The sequence below is a fragment of the Amycolatopsis marina genome, assembly GCF_900111885.1.
Taxonomy (GTDB): domain Bacteria; phylum Actinomycetota; class Actinomycetes; order Mycobacteriales; family Pseudonocardiaceae; genus Amycolatopsis; species Amycolatopsis marina.
In genome coordinates, this window is record NZ_FOKG01000006.1 from 111,009 (window position 1) to 134,012 (window position 23,004).

General features: G+C 69.3%; 20 protein-coding genes and 1 pseudogene. 12 read left to right on the top strand and 9 right to left on the bottom strand.

Translation table 11 applies throughout. The annotated features are described in order from the left end of the window. The first annotated feature begins 90 nt into the window (after positions 1 to 90). The 3 genes from BM199_RS11885 (at position 91) to BM199_RS11895 (ending at position 4,107) form a co-directional block, all read left to right on the top strand. Complete coding sequence (locus BM199_RS11885) at positions 91 to 1,551, top strand: cytochrome P450 (protein WP_091672897.1); 1,461 nt, start codon at positions 91 to 93, stop codon at positions 1,549 to 1,551. A gap of 234 nt (positions 1,552 to 1,785) precedes the next feature. Beyond that, positions 1,786 to 3,591, top strand: a complete 1,806-nt coding sequence (locus BM199_RS11890) for a diguanylate cyclase domain-containing protein (protein ID WP_091673208.1) — start codon at positions 1,786 to 1,788, stop codon at positions 3,589 to 3,591. Positions 3,592 to 3,648: 57 nt separating this feature from the next. Continuing rightward, the gene (locus BM199_RS11895; RefSeq protein WP_091672900.1) at positions 3,649 to 4,107 is read left to right on the top strand and encodes a peroxiredoxin; all 459 of its coding nucleotides are present in this window, start codon (positions 3,649 to 3,651) and stop codon (positions 4,105 to 4,107) included. Between the two features lie 64 nt (positions 4,108 to 4,171). Here BM199_RS11895 and BM199_RS11900 read toward each other — a convergent pair whose 3' ends face one another. The 4 genes and pseudogenes from BM199_RS11900 to BM199_RS11915 form a co-directional block, all read right to left on the bottom strand. Continuing rightward, positions 4,172 to 5,341: an LCP family protein gene (locus BM199_RS11900; protein ID WP_091672902.1), complete on the bottom strand. Its 1,170-nt coding sequence runs from the start codon at positions 5,339 to 5,341 to the stop codon at positions 4,172 to 4,174. A gap of 371 nt (positions 5,342 to 5,712) precedes the next feature. After that, positions 5,713 to 6,283: pseudogene (locus BM199_RS11905) on the bottom strand (class I SAM-dependent methyltransferase); the annotation flags it as partial. Between the two features lie 49 nt (positions 6,284 to 6,332). Then, on the bottom strand, positions 6,333 to 7,022 hold the full coding sequence (locus tag BM199_RS11910) for an alpha/beta hydrolase (protein ID WP_091673210.1): 690 nt from the start codon (positions 7,020 to 7,022) through the stop codon (positions 6,333 to 6,335). 31 nt (positions 7,023 to 7,053) lie between these two features. Next, positions 7,054 to 8,919, bottom strand: a complete 1,866-nt coding sequence (locus tag BM199_RS11915; protein ID WP_091672905.1) for an ABC transporter ATP-binding protein — start codon at positions 8,917 to 8,919, stop codon at positions 7,054 to 7,056. A 129-nt stretch (positions 8,920 to 9,048) separates the two neighbouring features. Here BM199_RS11915 and BM199_RS11920 point away from each other — a divergent pair, with 129 nt between their 5' ends. After that, positions 9,049 to 10,404: a glycosyltransferase 87 family protein gene (locus BM199_RS11920; protein WP_091672907.1), complete on the top strand. Its 1,356-nt coding sequence runs from the start codon at positions 9,049 to 9,051 to the stop codon at positions 10,402 to 10,404. Here BM199_RS11920 and BM199_RS11925 read toward each other — a convergent pair. The 3 genes from BM199_RS11925 to BM199_RS11935 all read right to left on the bottom strand — a co-directional run bounded on the left by BM199_RS11925 (position 10,391) and on the right by BM199_RS11935 (position 13,317). Then, positions 10,391 to 10,600: a helix-turn-helix domain-containing protein gene (locus BM199_RS11925; RefSeq protein ID WP_005437638.1), complete on the bottom strand. Its 210-nt coding sequence runs from the start codon at positions 10,598 to 10,600 to the stop codon at positions 10,391 to 10,393. The genes BM199_RS11920 and BM199_RS11925 overlap by 14 nt on opposite strands. Before the next feature lie 220 nt (positions 10,601 to 10,820). Next, positions 10,821 to 12,449, bottom strand: a complete 1,629-nt coding sequence (locus tag BM199_RS11930) for an ABC-F family ATP-binding cassette domain-containing protein (RefSeq protein ID WP_091672909.1) — start codon at positions 12,447 to 12,449, stop codon at positions 10,821 to 10,823. Between the two features lie 190 nt (positions 12,450 to 12,639). Then, positions 12,640 to 13,317, bottom strand: a complete 678-nt coding sequence (locus BM199_RS11935) for an acVLRF1 family peptidyl-tRNA hydrolase (RefSeq protein ID WP_091672912.1) — start codon at positions 13,315 to 13,317, stop codon at positions 12,640 to 12,642. 121 nt (positions 13,318 to 13,438) lie between these two features. Here BM199_RS11935 and BM199_RS11940 point away from each other — a divergent pair, with 121 nt between their 5' ends. From BM199_RS11940 to BM199_RS11965, 6 genes are all read left to right on the top strand, one after another. After that, on the top strand, positions 13,439 to 14,479 hold the full coding sequence (locus BM199_RS11940) for a Scr1 family TA system antitoxin-like transcriptional regulator (RefSeq protein WP_177242581.1): 1,041 nt from the start codon (positions 13,439 to 13,441) through the stop codon (positions 14,477 to 14,479). A 37-nt stretch (positions 14,480 to 14,516) separates the two neighbouring features. Continuing rightward, positions 14,517 to 15,155: a class I SAM-dependent methyltransferase gene (locus BM199_RS11945; protein ID WP_091672914.1), complete on the top strand. Its 639-nt coding sequence runs from the start codon at positions 14,517 to 14,519 to the stop codon at positions 15,153 to 15,155. A 242-nt stretch (positions 15,156 to 15,397) separates the two neighbouring features. Beyond that, positions 15,398 to 15,832, top strand: coding sequence for a nuclear transport factor 2 family protein (locus BM199_RS11950; protein WP_091672915.1), 435 nt, complete (start codon positions 15,398 to 15,400; stop codon positions 15,830 to 15,832). A gap of 507 nt (positions 15,833 to 16,339) precedes the next feature. Further along, complete coding sequence (locus BM199_RS11955; protein ID WP_091672917.1) at positions 16,340 to 16,768, top strand: hypothetical protein; 429 nt, start codon at positions 16,340 to 16,342, stop codon at positions 16,766 to 16,768. Continuing rightward, positions 16,765 to 17,067: a winged helix-turn-helix domain-containing protein gene (locus tag BM199_RS11960; RefSeq protein ID WP_091673212.1), complete on the top strand. Its 303-nt coding sequence runs from the start codon at positions 16,765 to 16,767 to the stop codon at positions 17,065 to 17,067. Before BM199_RS11955 ends, BM199_RS11960 begins: the two co-directional genes overlap by 4 nt. Positions 17,068 to 17,076: 9 nt before the next feature. Then, on the top strand, positions 17,077 to 17,709 hold the full coding sequence (locus BM199_RS11965) for an AAA family ATPase (RefSeq protein WP_091672918.1): 633 nt from the start codon (positions 17,077 to 17,079) through the stop codon (positions 17,707 to 17,709). A gap of 23 nt (positions 17,710 to 17,732) precedes the next feature. Here the strand turns inward: BM199_RS11965 and BM199_RS11970 are convergent, their stop codons facing one another. After that, positions 17,733 to 18,836: a helix-turn-helix transcriptional regulator gene (locus tag BM199_RS11970; protein WP_091672920.1), complete on the bottom strand. Its 1,104-nt coding sequence runs from the start codon at positions 18,834 to 18,836 to the stop codon at positions 17,733 to 17,735. A 100-nt stretch (positions 18,837 to 18,936) separates the two neighbouring features. On the opposite strand from BM199_RS11970, the gene BM199_RS11975 reads away from it, so the two are divergent. Beyond that, on the top strand, positions 18,937 to 19,554 hold the full coding sequence (locus tag BM199_RS11975; protein ID WP_091672921.1) for a dihydrofolate reductase family protein: 618 nt from the start codon (positions 18,937 to 18,939) through the stop codon (positions 19,552 to 19,554). On the opposite strand, the gene BM199_RS11980 is transcribed toward BM199_RS11975, so the two are convergent. Beyond that, positions 19,551 to 21,155 (bottom strand): deoxyguanosinetriphosphate triphosphohydrolase family protein, encoded by a 1,605-nt coding sequence (locus tag BM199_RS11980; protein WP_091672923.1) that lies wholly within the window; start codon positions 21,153 to 21,155, stop codon positions 19,551 to 19,553. The genes BM199_RS11975 and BM199_RS11980 overlap by 4 nt on opposite strands. 141 nt (positions 21,156 to 21,296) lie before the next feature. On the opposite strand from BM199_RS11980, the gene BM199_RS11985 reads away from it, so the two are divergent. Continuing rightward, positions 21,297 to 22,994, top strand: a complete 1,698-nt coding sequence (locus tag BM199_RS11985) for a GGDEF domain-containing protein (protein WP_091673214.1) — start codon at positions 21,297 to 21,299, stop codon at positions 22,992 to 22,994. The last annotated feature ends 10 nt before the right edge of the window (positions 22,995 to 23,004 follow it).

Consider the following 23,004-nt stretch of genomic DNA (forward strand, 5'->3'; position numbering starts at 1 on the left):
AGGAAGTCCGGAGGCGGCCCCCTCTTGTCAGAGTGCCAATAGTGCGGGACGGTAGGAGCCGGTACTGCTCTCGACGAGGAGAGGACCACCATGACGACCGCCGTCGGCAAGATGACCGGAGCGCTGCGCGAGCGCATGCCGCCACTCACCGCGATTCCGCTGCCCAGGGCCGTGGACCAGCGGCTGCTCGAGAAGCGGTGGCCGGTCCGCGAACTGGCCACGCCGCCCGCGGGCAGCGGCCTCAAGCCGGTGCTCGGGGACGCGGGCGCTCCACTCATCGGTCACTCCCTCGACTTCATGCGCTTCGGCGTCGAATACGCACTGCGGCGGTACGACGACTACGGCCCCGTCTCCTGGATGGGCGCCTTCGGCAAGCGGATCGTGACCCTGTCCGGTCCGGACGCCACCCAGATAGCACTGGTCAACAAGGACAAGGCGTTCTCGCAGGCCGGCTGGGAGTTCTTCATCGAGAAGTTCTTCCACCGCGGTCTGATGCTGCTGGACTTCGGCGAGCACCACATGCACCGCCGGATCATGCAGCAGGCCTTCAGCCGGGACCGGCTGCGTGGCTATGTGGACCAGATGGGACCGGCCCTGCGGTCGGGGGTCACCGCCTGGGCGGGCAAGCCGAACCCCCGCCTGTACTGGTCGCTCAAACAGCTCACCCTGGACGTCGCGACCCGGGTCTTCATGGGCATGCCGGGCGACGGCGGCAGCGCCGAGGCACAGCGGATCAACCGCGCCTTTGTGAACTCGGTACGAGCGGGTACGGCGCTCGTGCGCTACCCCGTGCCGGGCGGCCGGTGGTCGGCGGGCCTCGCCGGACGCAGGGTGCTGGAGAACTACTTCGGCGGCAACCTCCCGGCGAAACGTGCGGGCGGCGGGGACGACCTGTTCGCCGCGCTGTGCCAGGCGTCCACCGAGGACGGCGAGCGGTTCGACGACGCCGATGTCGTCAACCACATGATCTTCCTGATGATGGCCGCCCACGACACCAGCACGATCACCAGCACGGCCGTGGCGTACTACCTGGCCAAACATCCCGAGTGGCAGGAAAGGGCCCGCGCGGAGTCGCTGGCTCTCGGCGAGGACGTTCCCGACATCGAGGCTCTCGAGCAACTGCACACGCTCGACCTGGTGATCAAGGAGGCACTGCGACTGGTGGCGCCCGTGCCCACCATGGCTCGCAAGACGGTGCGCGACACCGAGGTGCTCGGGCACTTCCTGCCCGAGGGCACACTCGTCGGCGTCTCCCCCACGGCCAATCACTTCCTCCCCGAGTACTGGACCGAGCCGCACCGATTCGATCCGGAACGGTTCTCGGCGGAACGCAGGGAGGACAAGTCCCACCGCTTCGCCTGGATGCCGTTCGGCGGCGGCGCGCACAAGTGCATCGGCCTGCATTTCGGCACACTGGAGGTCAAGGCACTCCTGCATGAGATGCTGCGGACGTTCCGCTGGACGGTGCCGGAGAGTTACGAGGTGCGCTGGGATTACGTGTCGCTGCCCGTTCCGGTGGACGGTTTACCGGTTCGGCTCAGTCCTCGATGAATTCCACCCTGGACCGGCCGATCAATAACCACAGAGAGTGCTCACCGATGCACAGATGATCACCCTTTCAGCCGGTAGACACGCAGGGTAATGCGTGATGCCGTTGCAGGGCTCTCGGCTAGCTTGGACCCGTTGCTCGGCGGGCGGCCCGCATCCGCGGGCTGAGCTGGCCTTCGCTCTGGCATGAAGAGGTGGACTGTGCCTGAACCTGGTGCGGAACCAGGGCTGGTGGAGATCGCCCAGCGGTGGGCGAACACACTGGCAGACACGAAAGGAGTATCGCTTCCCTCGAAAGAACTGGAATCGATACTGCTCGATGTCGCCCGTGACGTCCACGAGCGCTACGAACGTGTCCGGGACGCGGCGGTGCTGCGGTTCACCGCCCTGTACTCCGCATCACCGGTGGGCATCGCCCTCGCCGACCCCGGCGGGGTCATCGTGGAGACGAACCCGGCGCTCGTCCGGATACTCGGCCGGAAGGCCGAGACCCTGCGTGGCCTGTCCATTCCGGGCCTGGGCGCCACGGAACGCGATGTCGAGTCCCTGCGCGACGGCGTGGCCGAACTGGCGGACCACGAGGTGTCCCGCTTCAGGGAACGGATAAAGCTGGAACACACCGACGGTCCACTGTGGGTACACGTCACGCTCGCCCGGCTGCCGGGCGACGGCGAGGGCACGGTCTTTCCGGTGCTGATGATCGAGGACGTCAACGAGGTCCACCTGCTGCAGGAGACCCTGCGGCACCAGAACCTGCACGACCCACTGACCGGGCTGCCCAACGCCTCACAGTTCGACGCGAAGCTGGAGACCACGCTGTCGGTCGGCGCGGACGAGCAACTCGGTCTGGTCTACCTCGACATCGACGGCTTCAAGGTGATCAACGACGGCCTCGGCGCGGGCGTGGGCGATCAGGTGCTGCGCAAGGTGGCGGGCAAGCTCGCCTCGGTGTTCACCCGGCACGACGCCTTCGTCGCCCGCCTCACCGGCGACGGGTTCGCGGTGCTGATGCACGGCCACTTCACACCGACCGACATCATCGCCATGGTCGAGGAGGCCCTCGAGGAACTCGGCGAACCCATCTATCTGGAGGGCCAGGGCATCGGGGTCAGCGCGAGCGCCGGAATCGTGGTCAAGCCGGCGTCGGACGCCCGCGGCGAACTGCTGCGCGCCGCCGAGATCGCGCTGCACCGGGCCAAGGAGGCGGGCAAGGCGCAGTGGATGCTGTTCGATCCGGAGCTCGACGCGCGGGATCGCAGCCGGTACCGGCTCGGCGCGGTGATCGCGGGAGCGCTGGAGAACGGCGAGTTCTCCCTCATCTACCAGCCGACCGTGAAGCTGAACGAGCCGAACCGGATCGCCGCGGTCAACGCGGGCCTGCGGTGGAACCACCCGGAGATGGGTGAGCTCGACTCCGACGAGTTCTATCCACTGGCCGCGATCACCGGTATGACCATCCCGCTGGGCAAGTGGCTGCTCACCGAGTCGCTGGCCGCCACGGCGCGCTGGCGGGAACGCTTCGGCGACGCCGCGCCCGATGTCTGCGTGCGGCTGCCCAACCGGCTCGCGATCGATCCGGACCTGGTCCTGCTGGTCAAGGAGCAGCTGGATCGCAATCAGCTGCCGGGCAAGGCACTGCGGCTGTGCACCGACGGAACCTCGGTCCTCGACCCGCGCGGCGAGGTCGTCGACTCGCTGGCGATACTCGCCGATCTCGGCGCGACGATGGTGCTGACCGTCACCGGAACCGCGGACCTCGAACTGATCACCTCACACCGCTTGCCGGTCCAGCACATCATCCTGAGCGGCCACGTCGTCGACGCACTCGCGGAGGACCAGGACGAGGTCGCGGCCCGCCATCTGCGCCACCTGATCGCCCGCGGCCGCGAGCTGGGCCTGCGGATCGGCGCGGAGGGCGTGCGGACCGCCGAGCACGCCGAACGGCTGCGCGGACTGGGTGTCATCGCCGCCCGTGGCGCGTTCGTCGCCGAGTCCGCCACCGGCGACGACATCGACGAACTGATCGAACGGCACGCCAACTGACCCTGGTCCGGCCCCGGTGAGGCACGATGGGCAGCAGCCGATCGAAAGGACACGTTCATGAAGCAGGGTGATCTCGTCGAGGACTTCACGCTCTCCGACGAGAAGGGACAGCGGCGGTCGCTGACGGAGTTCCTGGAGACCGGCCCGGTGGTGCTGTTCTTCTACCCAGCTGCGATGACCACCGGCTGCACGGCCGAGAGCTGCCACTTCCGCGACCTCGCGGCGGAGTTCGCCGAGGTCGGCGCGCACCGGATCGGGATCAGTCCGGACGCGGTGGACAAGCAGGAGCAGTTCGCCAGCACGCACGGCTTCGACTTCCCCCTGCTGTCGGACCCGGACGGCACGGTGGCCGACGCGTTCGGGGTGCGGCGGAAGTTCGGCCCGCTGCTCACTCGCAGGCACACGTTCGTCATCGACACGGACCGCCGCGTCCTCGAGGTGATCAAGAGCGAGCTGCGCATGGGCGTGCACGCCGACAAGGCACTGGAAGTGCTGCGCACCCGCAAGGCCGCCTGACCGGCGAGCGTCGCACTTTCCCGGGAAAGTGCGGGAGGAAACCTCGCACTTTCCCGGGAAAGTGTCAGTTGACGATGACGCTGTCCGGTACCGGCTTGTCAGTGCGCAGCGCGTCGAAGAGCTGCTCGCTCTTCTGCTCGTCCCAGTTCTCCGCCGATGACGACGTCACCGGCACGGTCGTGGTCACGACCCCGCCCGAGGAGATGCCGCGCATGGCGAGGGCGAGCCCGACCAGGTGGTGCAGGTGGTCGCCGGAGTCCATGGTGAGCGCGTCCGGGGCGGCCGAGAGCAGCGGGAACAGGTGGAACGGGTTGAGCAGTGTGCCGGGGCTGGCCATCTCGCCTACCATCGCGCCGATGAACTTGCGCTGATTGGCCACCCGGTCCAGGTCCGACCGCGGGGTCGCCTCGCTGTAGCGCATACGGACGAAGCCGAGCGCCTGCGCCCCGTCCAACTCCTGCACTCCCGCGGGGATGACCACGCCGGTCTTGGTGTCGCGCATCTCGTTGGGGATGTCCATCTCCACTCCGCCGATGGCGTCCACGACATTGGCGAAGCCGCCGAAGCCGATCTCGGCGTAGTGGTCGATACGCAGACCCGTGGCCTGCTCGATGGTCTGCGCGAGCAGGGGCGCCCCGCCGAAGGAGAACGCGGCGTTGATCTTGTTGGTGCCATGACCCGGGATCTCCACCCGCGAGTCCCTCGGCAGGCTCAGCAGGGTCGGCGCGGTGTCGTTGTCCGGGACGTGCGCGAGCATGATGGTGTCCGTTCGCTGTCCACCGGTGTTTCCGGTGACCAGCCGCTCCTCCTCCTCGGGCGTGAGGCCCTCTCGGGAGTCGGAGCCGACGATCAGCCAGTTCGTGCCCTCACCGGCGGCCGGCTTGCCGTCGTAGTCCGGCAGCGCGTCGATCCGGTTGATGGAGAACTCCAGGTAAAGCCACGTCGCGCCGAGGAACAGCAGGAACACCGTGACCAGCGCCGTGAGCACCCGGCCGAAGCCCCATCGCCTGCGTTTGGGCGGCCGTGGCGGCGGTCCGCCCTGCGGCCTGCGCGGTGGCTGCTGCCCCGGCGGCGGGCCCTGGCGGGGTGGGCGAGGGCCCTGCTGCGGGCGTCGCTGCTGCTCCCGGCCCGGAATCGGCATCATCTGGGCAGACTGGTGCTGCCGTGGGCCGCGCGGCGGCTGACGGGGACCCGTAGGTGGCCGACGCCCGCCATAGTCTCCGCCGTAGGTCATTGGCTGTCCCATCGTTTCGGTGCCGGATGCGGTGTCCACTAAACCGCACCCTCTGCACGACCAGACGTGCGACACCCCCTTCAGGTTGTGCGCCGCCCACTCCAGCGACCCCCGGCCCCCACCCACCCCACCCACCCAGCGCCGGATGGGGCGCCTGCAAGTACTACCAAGCAAGATCATCTTCATCGCAAACCGCTACCAACCGGGCAGGTACGCGGACGCGCTTGGTAGCGGTTGACGACGTAGTCGATCTTGCTTGGGCGTACTTGCAGACATACCTACCCGGGGGCGGGAGGGGTGGGTCGGGATGGGCCCCGACGGTCAGGCGAAGGAGAACTGGTGGACCTTGAGGTAGCCGGAGCGGAAGCCCGCTGCGCGGCGGCCAGGTCGTCGCCGGGCGCGAACAGCGCGGAGGAGTACGTCATCGTCTCGTCGAGGAACGTCGAGAACAACTCGTTGGAGAGGTCGTAGTGCCGGTGGACGTTCGACCTGGCCCCCTCCACGGTGTTCTCCTCCTGCGCAGGGTGCCCGCGGTCCACGAATCGCCGGAACCGCTGCAGCGCGGGCGGGATCAGTGTGGCCATCCGCTCGGCGAACGGGGCCAGCACGTCGGCGAGCGCGTCCGAGGTGTCGACGCTCCAGTCCCCCGCCATGTACGACTCGCCGAAGCCGATCTTGGCGTCCACGCCCCAGCCGGTGGAAGAACGCGGCGGGCCGGTGCAGGCGCAACTGTGGCGTTCCCGGCCCGCCCGCGCCGAGAATCGTCCCGTCCGGCAGGCTCACCCGCACGTCCAGTGGGCGAACCGCCCTGCGGAACAGGGACTCCGCGATTCGTGCGCGCCAGGGTGAGTGCGGTGGTGTGTGCAGTCCCGGCCGATCGCGGCCGACCAGATGCGGCTCATCGGCAGGCCTGGATGTCTTGTCGATGCTCGAGCTGGTCAAGGCAATCCCTCCCGCCGGTGCGGCACCGGCCGGTGCATCAGTGCTTCTGCTACACCGGGATTCGGAGCCGCTCGCCGGGCGGTTTGCTCCAGACTGCCCGCAACAGATCGTCGGGCGGGGCGAGACCGAGGGTTTCCAGGACGAACGAGCGCACCAGCCGGCTCCACACCGCGGACCGGCGTAGCATCGCGTGGCCCTCGTCGGCCACTTCGAAGCGTGCGAGTCGGCTCGCACCGGGCAGGGCCCGTTCGCCGAACGCACGCGAAGCGGCGGGTGGGGTGATCCGATCATTCGTGCCGTGCACGATCAGCACCGCCTTGCCGGACACGGCCCGCACCGGCTCGGCCTTCGGCGTCCAGGGCGCCAGCGCGCAGACGCCCCGTACCGCCGGGTCGTCGGCGACCCGCAGTGCGACCCTGCCGCCCATCGAGTGGCCGACGAGCACGATCGGCTGCCCCGGGTGCTCCTCGGCGATCCGGCCCAGCGCCCATCGGGCATCCTGTACGGCGTCCAGACCCGGCTCGTTCCACCCGCGAACGCGGTTGCGCAGCAGCGCGACGTGCAGTCCCTCCGCCCTGCCCGCGCCGGCGAGGTCACGGGCCAGCGGCACCATCCGGAGGTAGGCGAGCCGCCACGGCCGGACCACCGCCACGCCGTGCTCGGCACCTCCGTGCAGCACGAGGGCGACGCCTCGCGCCGGTTCCGGGGACCGCCACGTCGACAGGCTCGGTTCGTCCATGCCCGTCATCCAACCTCCCTCGACGACAGGCTCATGCGGCGGAACCCTGTTCGGCGAACTGGGTGCGGTGCAGTTCCGCGTACCGCCCGCCCGCGGCCAGCAGATCCTCGTGCGTGCCGCGCTCGGCGATCACGCCGTCCTCGACGACGAGGATGAGGTCCGCGGCTCGCACGGTGGACAGCCGGTGGGCGATCACCAACGCGGTACGCCCCTGCAGCGCGTCGTTGAGCGCCTCGCTGACCGCCACCTCCGACTCCGAGTCCAGGTGTGCGGTGGCCTCGTCCAGGATCACCACGCGCGGCTGGGCCAGCAGCAGCCTGGCGATCGTGAGCCGCTGCCGTTCGCCACCGGAGAGCCGGTAGCCGCGTTCGCCGATCACGGTGTCCAACTGGTCTGGCAGCGATCGGACCAGCGCCGCGAGGCGCGCCTTCTCCAGCGCCTGCCAGATCTCGTCGTCGTTCGCGCCCGGGGCAGCGTACGCGAGATTCGCCCTGATGGTGTCGTGGAACAGGTGGCCGTCCTGGGTCACCACCCCGACCGACTCCCGAAGCGACGCGAACGTCAGATCCCGGATGTCCACTCCGGACAACCGAACCGAGCCGCTGTCCACGTCGTACAACCGGGGCAACAATGAGGCGATCGTGGACTTGCCTGCGCCGGACGAGCCGACGAGCGCGACCATTTGCCCTGGCTCGGCACGGAAACTCACGCCGTGCAGCACCTCTTCTCCGCCCCGGTTGTCCACTGTGGCCACGTCTTCCAGGGAAGCGAGCGAGTACCGGCTCGCGGACGGGTAGGCGAACCGTACGTCGTCGAACTCCACCGAGACGCCGCCCGACGGCAGGGTGCGGGCGTCGGGGCGTTCGGTGATCATCAGGTCCAGATCGAGCACCTCGAAGACGCGCTCGAACGACACCAGCGCCGTCATCACGTCGACCCGGACGTTGGCCAGTGCCGTGAGCGGCGTGTAGAGCCGGGTCAGCAGCAGCGCGAGCGCGACGACCGTGCCCGCGTCGAGTTCTCCGCGCAGGGCCATCAGGCCGCCGAGTCCGTAGACCAGGGCGGTGGCCAGCGCCGACACCAGCGTGAGGCTGGTCATGAACCAGCGCGTCAGCATCGCCGTGCGCACACCGATGTCACGCACCCTGGACGCCCGCTCGCCGAACTCGGCCGACTCCTCGTCCGGCCTGCCGAACAGCTTCACGAGCGTGGCTCCCGGCGCGGAGAACCGCTCGGTCATCTGGGTCGTCATCGAGGCGTTGAGCTGCGCGGACTCACGCTGCAACTCAGCCATCCGCCTGCCGACACGGCGTGCCGGGATCACGAAGACCGGCAGCAGCACCAGCGCGAGCAGGGTGATCCGCCAGGACAGCGTCAGCATCACCGCGAGCGACAGCACCAGCTGGATCACGTTGGTGACCAGTCCGGACAGGGTCGCGGTAAATGTCCGCTGCGCGCCGATCACGTCGTTGTTGAGCCTGCTGACCAGCGCGCCGGTCCTGGTGCGGGTGAAGAAGGCGATCGGCATCCGCTGCACGTGCTCGAACACCGCCCGCCGCAGGTCCAGGATCAGCCCCTCACCGATCCGGGTGGACTGCCAGCGTTCGGCGAGGCCGAGAGCCGCGTCCGCGATCGCCAGTCCGGCGATCGCGACGGCCAGCCAGACGATGACCGAGGCGGCCGAGGAGTTGACGATGGCGTCGACGACCCGGCCTGCGAGCAGTGGGGTGCTCACCGCCAGCACCGCGGAGACCACGGTCAGCGCGAGGAAGATCCACAGCCTGCGCCAGTGCGGCCTGGCGAACGAGGCGACGCGTCGCACGGTCCCCCTGCGCAGGCCGCGTGGTGTCTCTGGGGCACGCATCGCGCCCCGCATCAGCGACCAGCTGTTGTCCACCGCTTCCGCCTTCCAAAATATCTCGATATTACTCGAACTAACGTACGCAGATGACCTGCACAACACCGGGGACGCCCAGTTCCTTCCCGTCCTCGGCTCGGGCCGCCCGGCGTTCGGCGGCACCCTGGCATGCTCTACTCTGCGTTTTCTCGGATCCGATGGAGGAGGCGGACCACCGTGACCGTGCCTGTCGCACCACAACTCCCGGAGAGCCTGCGACGGGCGTGGCAGGATCGCCCGCTACCGCTTGACCTGTTCTTCTACACGGTGTCGCTGGCCTACGCGCTCGGCATCGCGCTGACCGCCGAGTTCTACGGCTACCGCATGTGGGGCAACTTCGCCTCCGCCGGGTACGGTCTGGCCGCGCTGCACACCCTCTGGTTGCTGCTCGCCGCCCCCGAAACGCTGCGCAGGGCTGGGCGCTGGACGTCCCGCTGGGTGGGTGTCGCGCTCGTCGGCGCCATTGGCATGGTGCTCCCGCTCGGGGTGCTGGTGGTCCGCAGGCTCACCGGCCGGGACTGGCTCGACACCCCCTTCAGCTGGAGCGCACAGCCCGAGGTCTGGGTCATCGAGCGCTCGGCCGACCTGTTCCTGCGCGACGGCACGCCCTACGTGGACGTGCACGCGCTGGGCCGCCCGCCCGTCGTCAACGACTACACCCCCTACGGCCCGGTCATGCCGGTGTTCGGGTTGCCCAAGACACTACTCGGCGGCACTCCGCTGACCGACGCGCTCACCGATGCCCGGCTGGTGTTCGTCCTGGTCGCCGCCGGGTGTGTCTGGCTCACGCTGCGGCTGCTGGGCAGGCCCCCGGTACCCGTGCGCGCGGCCCAGCTCGCGGCCGTCGTCCCGGTCACGGCCCTGACATTCGCCACCGCGGCACCTGACCTGGCCATTCTCGGCCTGCTCGTCCTGACCTGCGCCCTCGCCGCCACCGACCGCCCGCTCGCCGCGGGAGCGGTGCTGGCGCTGGTGGGCAGTGCGAAACTGATCGCGCTGCTGGCCGCGCCGGTACTCGTGGCCCTGCTGGTGGCGAGGCTGGACTGGCGGGCGGCGGGCCGCTTCGGTCTGGTGCTACTCGGTGGCACGGTGCTGCTCAACATCGGCGCGGTGCTGGTCGCCCCCGGCGCCTTCGTCGAGCACGTCCTCAAGTTCCCCGCAGGGCTCGGCGCCGTGACCTCGCCGGCCGCGAGTCCGCTGCCCGGCTATCTGATCGCCAGCACCGGCGCCGCAGGCAAGGTCATCGCCTTCGCCCTGCTGGGCGTGGCGGCGCTGGCGATCGCGGCCTGGCTGATCGCCCGGCCGCCGGCCACCGGCTCGGACGCGCTGCTGCGCATCGCCGTCGGTCTCGGCGCATTCACACTGCTGACGCCGGCCACCAGATTCGGCTACCTGGTGTATCCATTTGTGTTGCTGGGAGCAATGGTGTGTTTCCGTGCCGCGGAATCCGCCCGCACCGAGCGCGTGGAAACTACTTCTTCTTGACCCGCGTCGCACCGCCACGGCCACGCAGCTGCACGCCCGACTCCGAGAGCACGCGGTGCACGAAACCGTACGAGCGACCGGTCGACTCCGCGAGAGCTCGGATGCTGGCGCCCTTCTCGTACTTCTTCTTGAGGTCAGCGGCCAGCTTGTCGCGCGTGTTCCCGGTGATCCGCGCGCCCTTCTTGAGGTCAGCCACGTCTATCCGCCTTCCGCCCCGAGAGTGTTCTGGGCCACATTAGGCCCCTGTCGCCGCAATGATCGAACACTGAGCGCCGGAATGCCAGACGAGCGGCGAAAAACTCTCGAATGGACGCCGATATTGGGCCATTCCAGTGTTTGCGCAGCATCAACTAACGAGATCAACTACAAGTCGGACGGTTTTCGCCAATCGGAAAACCGCCCGATGTGTCCGCCCGTCAGGCGAGCTGGACGAGATCGAGGTAATCGGCGGACCAGTGGTCCTCGGTGCCGTCGGGCAGCAGGATCACCCGCTCCGGTTCCAGCGCCTCGACGGCGCCCGGATCGTGCGTCACCAGCACCACGGCACCGTCGAACGAACGCAGCGCGTCCAGCACCTGCTCGCGGCTCGCCGGGTCCAGGTTGTTCGTCGGCTCGTCGAGCAGCAGCACGTTGGCCGCGCTGGACACCAGACTGGCGAGCGCGAGCCTGGTCTTCTCACCGCCGGAGAGCGTGCCGGTGGGCTGCTCCAGCTGCTCCCCGGTGAACAGGAACGAGCCGAGCAGGTTGCGCAACTCCTGTGCGCCGGTGTCCGGCGAGAGATGGCGGATGTTCTCCCAGACCGTCGCGTCGTGATCGAGGGTCTCGTGCTCCTGGGCGTAGTAGCCGAGGCGCAGGCCGTGGCCGGGGACAACGCTGCCCGTGTCGGCGGGTTCCATCCCGCCGAGCAGTCGCAGCAGCGTGGTCTTGCCCGCGCCGTTGAGCCCCAGCACCACGACCTTCGACCCGCGGTCGATCGCGAGGTCGACGCCGGTGAAGATCTCCAGCGAACCGTAGCTCTTGGACAGTCCCTCCGCGGTCAGCGGCGTCTTTCCGCAAGACGCGGGCGCGGGGAACTTGATCTTCGCCACGCGGTCGGCCTGACGGGTGTCGTCCAGGTCGGCGAGCATCTGGTCGGCCCGGCGGGCCATGTTCTTCGCCGCGACCGCCTTGGTGGCCTTCGCTCCCAGCTTGGCGGCCTGCTGGTGCAGGGCCGACGCCTTCTTCTCCGCATTGGCCCGTTCGCGCCTGCGCCGCTTCTCATCGGTCGCCCGCGCATCCAGGTAGCGCTGCCAGCTCATGTTGTAGTGGTCCAGCTCGCCCCGGGTGGCGTCGAGGAACCAGACCTTGTTGACCACCTCGCCGAGCAGTTCCACGTCGTGGCTGATCACCACGAGGCCACCTTCGTGCGACTTCAGGAAGCCGCGCAGCCAGGTGATCGAGTCCGCGTCGAGGTGGTTGGTGGGCTCGTCGAGCAGCAGGATCGTGTCGGACTTCCCGCCCGCGCCTGCCTCGGAGGCGGCGAACAGGATGCGGGCCAGTTCCACGCGGCGACGCTGGCCACCGGAGAGGGTGCCCATCGGCTGCGCCAGGATGCGGTCGGCGAGCCCGAGGTTCGCGCAGATCCGCGCCGCCTCGCTCTCCGCGGCGTAGCCGCCGAGGGAGGAGAAGCGCTCCTCCAGCCTGCCGTAGCGGTTGATCGCCTTGTCCCGCGCCGCGTCGTCGACCAGCTCGGACATCGCGGTCTGCGCCTTCTCCATGTCGCGCACCAGCACGTCGAGTCCGCGCGCGGACAGCACACGGTCCTTGGCCGAGACGGACAGATCGCCCTCACGCGGGTCCTGGGGCAGGTAGCCGAGGTCGGAACCGTGTCGGACCTCGCCGGTGTAGGGCTCGCCCTCGCCGGCGAGCACCTTGAGCGTGGTGGTCTTTCCGGCGCCGTTCCGGCCGACGAGGCCGATCCGGTCGCCCTGCTGGATGCGCAGCGTGGTGTCGGCCAGCAGGATGCGCGAGCCGGCGCGCAGCTCCAGGTTGGAAGCGGTGATCACAGGAAAACTCCATGGAACGAAAAGCGTGGACGTGGGCAGCCGCTGCGTCAGCGAGCCCGGACAACGGGCGCGACGCACTCACCACGGGAGCTACTCCAGCAGAACGACCACACCTCAAGTGTACGGGTCGATGTCCAGCTTTTTCCGTTCCGGTGTCGACTCTCACCACCGGCGGATCGGGACTCGCAGGTCAGGGCGGGTCCCGCAAGACGATCTCGACCGCTCGCACCCGCTCGGCTGCGTCGTCCAGCACGGCCCGCCGGGGCTCCCCCACATCCAGCACCCACGGCTGGGCCTTGGCGAACACCGGCGCGAGCCTGCGGTCCTCCCGCAGCTCGTCCAGCGCGCGGCGATCACCGCCGAGCACGACCGCGTCCAGCTCGCCCACCTCGGGCACCAGGACCTCCAGCACGTCCTTTGCCGCGGCCTGCAGCGCCTGGCGGGCCTGCCCCTCCCTGCGCCGGGCGAACCGGTGCTGCGACCACCCGCCCGCGGCGCTGCGACCGTGCACCAGGCGCCGGTCGGTGCGGGAGCGGATGATCTTGCCGTCTGCAGCGACCCCCAGGCTGTGGCCGCCGAGGCGGACGAGCAGCAGGCCGACACGACGGGGCCGGGACACGTGCTCGATCAGCGCGGCGACGTCGAGACCAGGACGCTCGGGCTCCCCTTCGACGTCCAGTGGCGCGAACGGCACCGCGACCGTCGCCGTCGTTCCGTCCCCGCCGTGCACGACGACCTCGGCGGAAGTCAGCGTCGTGGCGCGCACACCGTCGTTGCGTTCGGCGAACCGGTCGAACCAGCGGGCCAGCCGGTCGGCCCCCACCTCGACAGCCCTGCCGCCGCCACTGACGTCGCGCTGCCTGCTCATCCCGTCAGGGTACGAACTTTCACGTTGCCCCGGCGGCAAGTGGTGCCGCCTTCGGGTGGAGCCGGGCGGAAACACGGCTCGGGTGCCGCTTTTCGTCGCTCCGCACAGCAGCATGGCCCGCATGACCGAACCGGACCCCACCGTGCGCGGACAGGAACTCGGCGAGGCGTTGCGCGGCCTGCGCGAGCGCGCCGGACTCAGCCTGGCCGACGCCGCCAAGCGGATCGACGCCTCGGCCAGCAAGCTGAGCAGGCTGGAGAACGGCAAGCGCGCTGCGCCGATCGAGGACGTCGCCGCGCTGCTGGCCGTGTACGGAACGACCGGACGGCCGCGCACCCAGCTGCTCGGCCTCGCACGTGAGGTCGGCGAGCGGGGCTGGTGGCAGCGCAACCGGCCGAGTTTCGCCGAGCGGCAGAACACGCTGGTCTCGCTGGAGTCCCGCGCGCTGACGATCACGAACTTCGAGGGCATGACCGTGCCGGGGCTGTTGCAGACCGGCGAGTACACGCGTTCGCTGATGATCGAGTGCGGGCATGTGCCGGAGAACGAGGTCGAGGCGCGCATGGTCACGCGGTTGCGCAGGCACTCGATCCTGCGGCGGCAGTCGCCGCCGGGGCTCGTCGCGATCATCGACGAACTCGCCCTGCACCGGCTCATCGGCGGGCCCGACGTGCTGCGCAGGCAACTCGACCATCTCGTGGAGCTGGCGACCTACCCGAACATCGAACTGCGGGTCGTGCCCAACGACGGCAGCGCGCACGCGGGCATCAACGGCGCGTTCACGGTGCTCCGGCGGCCGGAGGGCACGCCCGTGGTGTTCCTGGAGAACCTGACCTCGAGCCTCTTCCTTGAGGAGCGCCACGAGATCGCCAGGTACGAGTACGCGACGCGCGAACTGCTCGCCCGCGCCCTCGATGCGGCACAATCGGTGCGGCGCATTGCCATGCTGGCAAGGCGGCTCGACGCGGGAGGGCGACAGCAGGTGGACGACGTCACGGCACTGAACTGGCGGAAGAGCAGCTACAGCGGCAGCCAGGAGAACTGTGTGGAGGCCGCCCACACGAGCCGGGGGGTACTGCTGCGCGACTCCAAGAACCCCGAGGGCGGACACCTCACAGTATCTCCCCGAACCCTGCGAAATTTGCCGAATCAGCAACATTAGTTGTCAGATTCGCCGCGGTGGGCGGAGAGTGGACAGCATGAGCGAAAACAGCGTCGACGAGCGCTTCACCAAGCCGTACTGGGACGAACGCTACGGCTCGGCCACGCGCATGTGGAGTGGCAACCCGAACCCCCAACTTGTCCGCGAGGTCGCCGATCTCGAACCGGGCACCGCGCTGGAAGCGGGCTGCGGCGAGGGCGCGGACGCGCACTGGCTGGCCCGGCAGGGCTGGCGGGTGACCGCGATGGACGTCTCCAGCGTCGCCATCGAGCGGGGCGCGGCCCACGCGGAGCCGGAGATCGCCGACCGCATCACCTGGCGCCAGGCGGACCTGACGAGCTGGACCGCCGAGGACACGTACGACCTGGTGAGCGCCCAGTTCATCCACTTCCCGCAGCCGTTGCGCGAGCGGGTGTACACGCAGCTCGCGGCGGCGGTCGCCCCCGGCGGCACGCTGCTCGTCGTCGCCCACCATCCGCACGACATGCACACCGCGAAGGACCACCGCCCGCAGGAGCCGGACCTGTTCTTCACCGCCGAGGAACTCGCGGAGTCCCTCGACCCCAAGGAGTGGGAGATCGTGACGACGGACGCGCGACCGCGCGTCGCGACCACCCCGGATGGCAACGAGATATCCATCCGCGACACGGTTCTGCGAGCCCGCCGCCGTTCCTGAGTCGGTTGGTGCGTGCGCGGGGCGCCGGGATGGAGCGCCTGCAAGTACCACCAAGCAAGATCCACAGCGTCGCCAACCACCCCCATCCGCACTTTCCCGGGAAAGTGCGGATGGGGGTGGCGGAGCACCGTTCATGAGCGCGGACGGTTACCTGAGAGGTTATCGCCACGGAGCCGAGCGCTCGCCAGAATGATGATCACGGCCGTGTCAGGGGAACGCGGACCTCGACCGGAGGGAACATCATGACCACAGCCATCTCGACCACCACCCGTGCCGTCGTGGAGGAGCTGTTACGGCGAATCGGGGCGGGCGACCCCGAGCGCGTGGCCGAGCTGTACGCCGAGCCGAGCGACTGGAAACTGAACTGGCCGGAGTCCGAGCACGGGCGGACGGCCACGCCGTGGATCCGCCACCGGGCGAGCCGCGCCGACGCGGCGGCACATTTCCGCGAGATCGGCGAGCACCACCTGCCGGAGGAAGCGGACACCCGGATCGAACGAATCCTCGTCGACGGCGAGGAAGCGGTGGTGCTGGGCGAAATCCGCCAGACAGCGCGCTCCACCGGCCGCCCCTACCGAGCGAGATTCGCCCTGCACCTCACGGTGGAGAACGGCCAGATCACCCGTCATCACATCTACGAGGACAGCCTGTCGGTAGCCAAGGCCTTCACCCCGTAAACGCACCTCACCTCCAAGGATGATGCGCCTGCAAGTACCACCAAGCAAGATCACCACCACCGCCAACTACCCCCAACCGCACTTTCCCGGGAAAGTGCTAGTCCACTCACGACACTTTCTCGGGAAAGTGCTTGGCGTGCAGGAGAAACTGCTTGCCTTGTGCCGCTCATCGAACCAGAGTGACCCTTTGCCGACAGCACGTTCTCCTAGAACTGGTGTTCGAGTAGCGTCGGCGGCGTGGACGTTGACGAGCAGGTGATACCCGCGTGGCAGCTCTCCGAGGGGGAGCTGCTTGGTGGGCTGCTTGGCTGGACCCGGAGCAACGGCCACTCCGCAACACCGCGCATCATCCACCCAATCGACGCAGGCCGGACATACCCCGCCAACGCCAGCCAACCTCAACACCCGCACCCGTGCAGGGCGGCTACATGCTGCTGATGACGGCAAGTACTTTAAGGATGCTAAAGTACTTGCGAGACATCGAGTTACCACTGGGGAGGCGGCACCATGACCGACCACACCACGTCCGACGCGCATGCCGCTCTGCGCGGTGCATCGCGGGCCGAGCGCCGGACCAGGGCAGCGAGCCGCTGGTTCTCGCGCTACCTGCTGCTCATGGGAGCACTCGCTATCGGGCATATCGTGTCGGTCGAGGTCTACTTCACCTCGGGTGCCGCTCGGGTAGCCGCGGCGGCCTGCTGGGCGCTGGCGGTGGTGGCGCTCGGCCTGTGGGCGGAGACCCACGACGTCTTCCCCGAACGGGCGGGCCGACATGTCGTCATCGCGGTGGCGGTGTGGTACGGGTGCTACCTGGTCGCGCTCGGCCCGATCGTTCGCTGGCAGGCCGGGACGTCGCTGGGCTGGTGGACGGCCGCCGCGGTGGTGCTGGCCGCGCCGTTCTTCGTCGCCGCCTGGCGCGTGTGGCGGCGCTCGTGACACACCCTCGTCACCGTCTCGACAGCGTCATCCACTCCCCCGCCCGGTTCTCGATCATGGCGGCGCTGCTGGCGGCGGACAAGGTCGAGTTCCGGTTCGTCCGCGACACGGTCGAGCTCAGCGACTCCGCCCTCTCCCAGCATGTCACCACGCTCGAGCAGGCCGGATACGTCAAGGTCACGAAGGGGCAGGCCGGACGCAGGCCGCGTACCTGGCTGTCCGCCACGAAGGCAGGCCGGACCGCGTTCCGCGACCATCTCGCCCTCCTCAACGAACTCGCGGGCTCCGGGGAGCAATAGGGTCGCCGCATGCTCCTGTGGATCAACGGCCCCTTCGGCGGTGGGAAGACACAGACCGCGCACGAGCTCCGGCGTCGCCTTCCCGGCAGCGTCATCTGCGATCCCGAACATCCCGGCTTCGGGCTGCACCGGATGACTCCGCCGGCACTGCGCGGCGACTTCCAGGACCTCCCCGCCTGGCGGCAGGGCGTCTTCGAAGTACTGGACAAGGTGCTCACCGAGCATCCCGGCACCGCGATCGCGCCGATGACCGTCGTGGAACCCGCCTACCTCGACGAGACCGTGGGACGACTGCGGGAGCGTGGGCACGACGTCCGGCACTTCGCGCTGCTGGCCGAGCGCGAGACGGTCCTGCGACGACTGCGTGAACGCAACTTCGGTCACGTCCTCGGGTTCGTCTCCGGTGCGAACTCGCCGCTGTTCCGGAACAGTTTCGCCCTGTCCAAACTGGATCTGTGCCTGGAACGGTTGCGCGGCACCGAGTTCGCCGAGCAGCTGCGGACCGACCACCTGACCGTTCCGCAGGTCGCCGATCGCATCGCCGCCTCGGCCGGACTTACGCTCACCTCCAACACCGACAGCCCGCTCCAGGGGCGCTTGCGCCGGGCGTGGACCGGAATCAAGCACATCCGGTTCGACTGAGGACGAGCGCTGATAGCCGGAAACTACCGCACCGTCAGTGGCGTGGCGCGCTGGTCGAAGAACAGCCGCGCGACGAGGTCACCGCGGGAGCCGGTGCCGGTCTTGGAGAAGATCGACTTCAGATGGTCCTGGACGGTGTAGGTCGACATCCGAAGCCGGTTCGCGATCTGCCTGGTCGGCAGGCCTTGTGCGACACACTCGGTGACCCGTCGCTCCTGACGGGTGAGGCCATACAGATCGGCCAGCAGCGGCGCCATCTCCGCCGGACGTACCGCTTCGAGTAGGACCGCGACGGGCGCCGTCTCGTCCTCGCCCAGCAGTGAGGCCCGCACGATCACCCAACGGCCGGCCTTGGTTCGCACACGTGCTCTGGCCAGCCCGGTGCTCACCTCGGCCGGCTGCCCGTCCTCCCGGCCACCGACGGCACGGGCCTTCCTGGCAACGGCGCGAATCACCAGCGGGAGCGTCGTGCCCGCCCGTGCGCCGGTGCCGAGTTCGTCGACCCACTGCTCGGCCACCTGATTGGCGAGGTCGACGCCGTCACCGGGGTCCAGCACGAGCATTCCGGCCTCGTCGCGGTCGGCACAGGCTTCCTCCAGCAACAGCGACCGGCGCAGGCCGTCCGAGATCAAACCGGTCAGCGACGCGACGAGCCGTACCTCGGACGAGGAAAAGTTCGGGCGGTCCTTCTCCCGGAACACGGTCAGCGCACCCCAGGTGCCGGTGCCGCTGGACAGGAGGACCCGGAGCTCGTCGGAATACCCTCCGGGACGCCGGACCTCTCGGTGTCGGCGGCTGAGGTCGAGCTGACTGGCGGTGACGTCGCTGAGGCTGGCCGCGGCTCTGCCGACGCGCGCCATGTCGACCCACTTGAGGTAGTCGGGCTCGCGCAACTCGATCTCGACAAGCCGGCTAATGGCGTCCGCGGGCATCCCGTTCTCGACGTACTCCGCGGTCGGCAGCATCGTGGCCGGGTCCATCGTCATCAAGCACGAGCCTTCCGACGGCACAGCGCCGTCCAGCGCATCGCTCACCGCGCGCCAGTAGTCCTCCACGCCGAGCCCGCGGTGGACCAGCCGCGAAAGGGTGTCGCGGAGCCGGTCGTGCATCGCCAGGGCGGTCGCCATGCCTCAACTTAACCGAACCCCCAGAAATGTGGGATAGCCGTTGGACCCACGGTGGCAGCACGCTGAGCACCAGCCAACAGGCCAGGTGAAAGGGAATCCGATGCGTAGAACCCCAATCCGGCTTTACATGTCCACGTCGGTCGACGGGTACATCGCCGGGCCGGACGACCGGCCGGGTCAGGAACTCGGCCGTGGCGGCGGACGGCTGTTCAACTGGCTCGACGACCGGATGTCCGAGGGGATCAACGGGCAGGTGTACGCCGAGGCCGTGTCGACCGGCGCCGTGATATCCGGACGCCGCACGTACGAGCTGGCGGGTCGATGGCAGGGAGACCACCACGACGGCGTGCCGATCCACGTGCTCACACACCACATCGACCCGGCCGACGAGCCACCGGGCAGCGTGAAGTACTACACCGACGTCAACGCGTGTGCCGCCGAAGCCAGGGAAGCAGCGGGAGATCGAGCCGTGATGGTCCACGGCGCGAGTGCGGCGCAGGCCTTACTGGCAGCCAATCAGCTCGACGAACTCGAACTGCACCTCGTCCCCGTACTGCTGGGTGGCGGACGGCGGCTGTTCGAGCCGACCGGACTCGGCCCCACCGATCTGGAACTCGTCCGTCGGCTCGAAGGTCGCGACGCCACACACCTTCGTTACCGCATAATCCGTCGAGCGGGAAAACCCACGGGGACTGACGGCGAGCACGACGAGCACTAGAGCACGAACGACTCCGACCAGGGTTGCGTACTCCGACCGGAAAGGGCGTCCAGCAAGGTCACCGCCTGCCGGTCGGTCAGCGACGCGACGAAGTCCACGACCGCCCTTCCCCTGGCCAGTTCGTGCACGGCGTCGGCTCCGCTCACCGGTTCCCCGGTCGCGCCGACGAGCAGCTCCGGCGCGTGCGCCGCCAGCGCGGCGTACTCCTCGTGCGCCAGCTCCACCAGGTCGTGCAGCCTGCGCGGGAGCCGGGACGCCTCGTCCCGGTCCACCAGCCAAGCGTCCAGCGCGTCCACCAGCGTCGACAACAGGCTAGCCTGTCCGCGCTGGTGCAGTGCCAGGTCGGGGCGCAACAGCACGAACCTGCGGTGGACGAACTTGAGCACCTGCACCTCGTGCCACTGCGCTCTCGCCAACAGCACATGCCCCGACCGCGTGGACACCGACGGGGCCACCTGAACGCCCTCGACCAACCGCGACATCCATCTGGCCGAGAAACTCGCCATCGCCTGCTCTGCCTCGATCGAGCCGTCGAACGGCCCCGCCAGCAGATCGTCCACCAACTCGTTGCGGACCCGGTGGACCGCCTGGATGAACGCCTCGTCGTCGACGATCCAGCCGTCCTTCGCGTGCATCCTGCGGCGCAGTCGTTCCAGCGAGTATCCCGGCCTGCGCCGGTCGGTCCCCAGCTCCGAAGTATCCAAAGAGGACAACGTGGCGATGTCGGCCGTCCAGCGGCCGAACTCCGTCGCGACCGACGCGTGCTGCAGCACCCCGATCCGGTGGAAGTCCTGCAGATCGTGGATCGCGTAGGCGATGTCGTCCGCGGTGTCCATCACCGAGGCCTCCACCGTCTGCTGCCACGCCTCGATCCGGCCGCCGTACGGGGCCCTCGCCTGCACCAGATCGTCGAGTTCCGTGCTGTACGCGGAGAACTTGGCCGATCCGGTGCCCGGACCGTCCTCCGGCTCTCCCGCCCCCCTCGGCGGGATCGGCAGCTCACCGGGGTGCGGACTGGGAAAATGCAGCCGCAGCCACGGGTACTTCAGCACCGCCGCCCGCACCGCCGCGGTCAGGTCCAGCCCCACGGCCGAGGGTCCCCGGACGTCCGTGGTCGTCATGATCCGGAACGACTGCGCGTTGCCCTCGAACCCGTCGGCGAGACCGTAGCGGTGCCGGGCGATCCGGTCCAGCACCCGCTCGCCGAGGTGACCGAACGGCGGGTGGCCGAGATCGTGCGCCAGCGCCGCCGCCTCGGCGACGTCCGGATCACAGCCGCCCAGCTTGGCCGCGAGCTCACGGGTGTCGGGCTCGGCCTGGATCCGTTCCGCGATCGAGCGGGCCACCTGGGCCACCTTGAGGCTGTGCGTCAGCCGGTTGTGCAGCAACCCCGAGCCGCCCGCGCTCACCACCTGCGTCACCCCGCCGAGGCGGGCGAAGAACGGCGAGGCCACGATTCGGTCCCGGTCCATCCGGAACGGACTGGTGGCAAGGTCGGAGTAGCCGCCTTCGGCTCCCGTCTGCTCCTTGGCACCGTCGCGCCGGGCGGTGCGCGGATCGGCGTCGGCCCCGCGGATCTGGCGCCGGTCGTGTTCGTTCATGGCCCTCACCGTATCCCCCGATCGGAGCACGGACACCGAAGACGGAGTTCACCTGCATGTCGGCCAGGTGAACTCCCGGCCACACCTGTGTCGGAACGGTCGCGGGGAGGGCACTATTCGTGCGTGGTCGTGTCGAATGGGATCGAATCGCTGCAGACCGTTCGCTTCGCGTTCCAGCCGCTGTACAGCCTGCACACCGGCGGTGTCGTCGCTCTCGAGGCACTGGCCCGCCCGCAGTCGGGCGAGGTGCCGGAACTGCTGACCGGTGCACTGCGGGCAGGCAAGCTGGTCGAGGTCGACGTCGGACTCGCCGCGCGCGCGGTCGAGGAGGAGGCCCGGCACAACACCCTCCTGCCGCTGCATCTCAACCTGACCGCAGCTTCGGCCGCAGCCGCGCCCGGCGACCTCGGTCCGCTGCTCGACGCCCTGTCGCGCAGCGGACGGCGGCCGAGGGAGGTCGTGCTGGAGATCGGCCCGCCGTTCCGGCCTGCGGGCACGCACAACCTCGTGTCCGGTCTGCGGCGGCTCGCCGAACTGGGATTCCGGATCGCCTTCGACGGGCTCGGCTCCGGTGACCTCGCGCTCGACCTGCTCACCTGTGCCCCGGTGGACATGCTGAAGCTGGACCGCGGCCTGCTCGGGCGCCTGCCCGGCGACCAGGCCACGGCCGCCGCCATCGAGGCGATGGCCCACTTCGCGTCCCGCGCCGACCTGCGCCTGGTGGCGACCGGTGTCGAGACCCGCGAACAGCTCGAGGCGGCCCGGCGGCTCGGCATCCGGATCGCCCAGGGCAAGCTGTTCGCCCCCGCACGCCATTCGGACATCTGGACGGGCACCCTCAGCCCGGCGATGCCGGACCCGGACGGACAGTCCTCGGTGCTCCCGGTGCCCGCCGCCCCCAAGGTCGCCGACTTCCTCCGGCCCGCGACCACCCTGGACGCCGAGGCGACCTGCGACGAGGTCCGCGAGGTGCTCGCCGCAGGGGACGCACCGACCGGCATCGTGGGACTGGACTCCGAGGGCAGGCCCAGCTGGTCGATCGACCGCAGCCGCTTCCTGCTCGCCGTGACCGGCCGGTACGGCCACGCCCTGCACGCGAAGCGGCCCGCCGCCAGGCTCGCCGACCACCCGCACACGATCCACGCGGACGCGGGCGCGCTCGAGCTCCTCGATCTGGTCAACGACGCCGACTGGGGCCGCACCGGCGACGACGTCGTGGTCGTCGACGACGATGGGCGATGCCTCGGCGTCGTGCTGGTCACCGAGATCGTCCGCGGCGTTGCCGAGACCAAGATCGAGGAGGCCGCCGCGCTGAGCCCGCTCACCCGGCTGCCGGGCAGCGACACGATCGCGCGCGACGTCGACCGCAGACTCGCGGTGCGGGAAGCACTCGTCGTCGCCTGGCTCGACGTCGACTCCTTCAAGACGATCAACGACACGGTGGGCTTCGCCGCGGGCGATGACCTCATCCGCGAACTCGGCCGCACTCTCACCGACCTGTCGGCCGAACTGCCCAGGATGACCGTGAGCCACGTGGGAGGCGACGACTTCCTCATCGCCTGTGACATGGACGAGATCGCCACCGTGGCGGCCACCCTGCTGGACACGTCCTGGTCGGCGGAGGGCATGCCGGTCACCGTCTCGCTGGCGACGCTGGTGTGCGCCAGCGGCGCGGTCGGCTCCTACCGCGAGGTCTCCCGGCTGCTCGCTCCGTTGAAGCAGCGCGCCAAGGACGTGTCCGGATCAAGCTGGGTACTCGGCCGACCGGGCTCGGACCGGGTCGAGGTGCTGCGGGGCCTCGCCAACGGACAGCTGGCCACTCACCGCTCCGCCAGCTGAGCGTCCCGGA

Bases quoted from the DNA above. Each gene is read 5' to 3' on its own strand.
- BM199_RS11910 (WP_091673210.1), bottom strand. From the start codon at position 7,022: ATGGACGAACCGAGCCTGTCGACGTGGCGGTCCCCGGAACCGGCGCGA.
- BM199_RS11945 (WP_091672914.1), top strand. From the start codon at position 14,517: ATGAGCGAAAACAGCGTCGACGAGCGCTTCACCAAGCCGTACTGGGAC.
- BM199_RS11950 (WP_091672915.1), top strand. From the start codon at position 15,398: ATGACCACAGCCATCTCGACCACCACCCGTGCCGTCGTGGAGGAGCTG.
- BM199_RS11975 (WP_091672921.1), top strand. From the start codon at position 18,937: ATGCGTAGAACCCCAATCCGGCTTTACATGTCCACGTCGGTCGACGGG.
- BM199_RS11940 (WP_177242581.1), top strand. From the start codon at position 13,439: ATGACCGAACCGGACCCCACCGTGCGCGGACAGGAACTCGGCGAGGCG.
- BM199_RS11885 (WP_091672897.1), top strand. From the start codon at position 91: ATGACGACCGCCGTCGGCAAGATGACCGGAGCGCTGCGCGAGCGCATG.
- BM199_RS11980 (WP_091672923.1), bottom strand. From the start codon at position 21,155: ATGAACGAACACGACCGGCGCCAGATCCGCGGGGCCGACGCCGATCCG.
- BM199_RS11955 (WP_091672917.1), top strand. From the start codon at position 16,340: ATGACCGACCACACCACGTCCGACGCGCATGCCGCTCTGCGCGGTGCA.
- BM199_RS11935 (WP_091672912.1), bottom strand. From the start codon at position 13,317: ATGAGCAGGCAGCGCGACGTCAGTGGCGGCGGCAGGGCTGTCGAGGTG.
- BM199_RS11895 (WP_091672900.1), top strand. From the start codon at position 3,649: ATGAAGCAGGGTGATCTCGTCGAGGACTTCACGCTCTCCGACGAGAAG.
- BM199_RS11920 (WP_091672907.1), top strand. From the start codon at position 9,049: ATGCTCTACTCTGCGTTTTCTCGGATCCGATGGAGGAGGCGGACCACC.
- BM199_RS11965 (WP_091672918.1), top strand. From the start codon at position 17,077: ATGCTCCTGTGGATCAACGGCCCCTTCGGCGGTGGGAAGACACAGACC.
- BM199_RS11970 (WP_091672920.1), bottom strand. From the start codon at position 18,836: ATGGCGACCGCCCTGGCGATGCACGACCGGCTCCGCGACACCCTTTCG.
- BM199_RS11900 (WP_091672902.1), bottom strand. From the start codon at position 5,341: ATGACCTACGGCGGAGACTATGGCGGGCGTCGGCCACCTACGGGTCCC.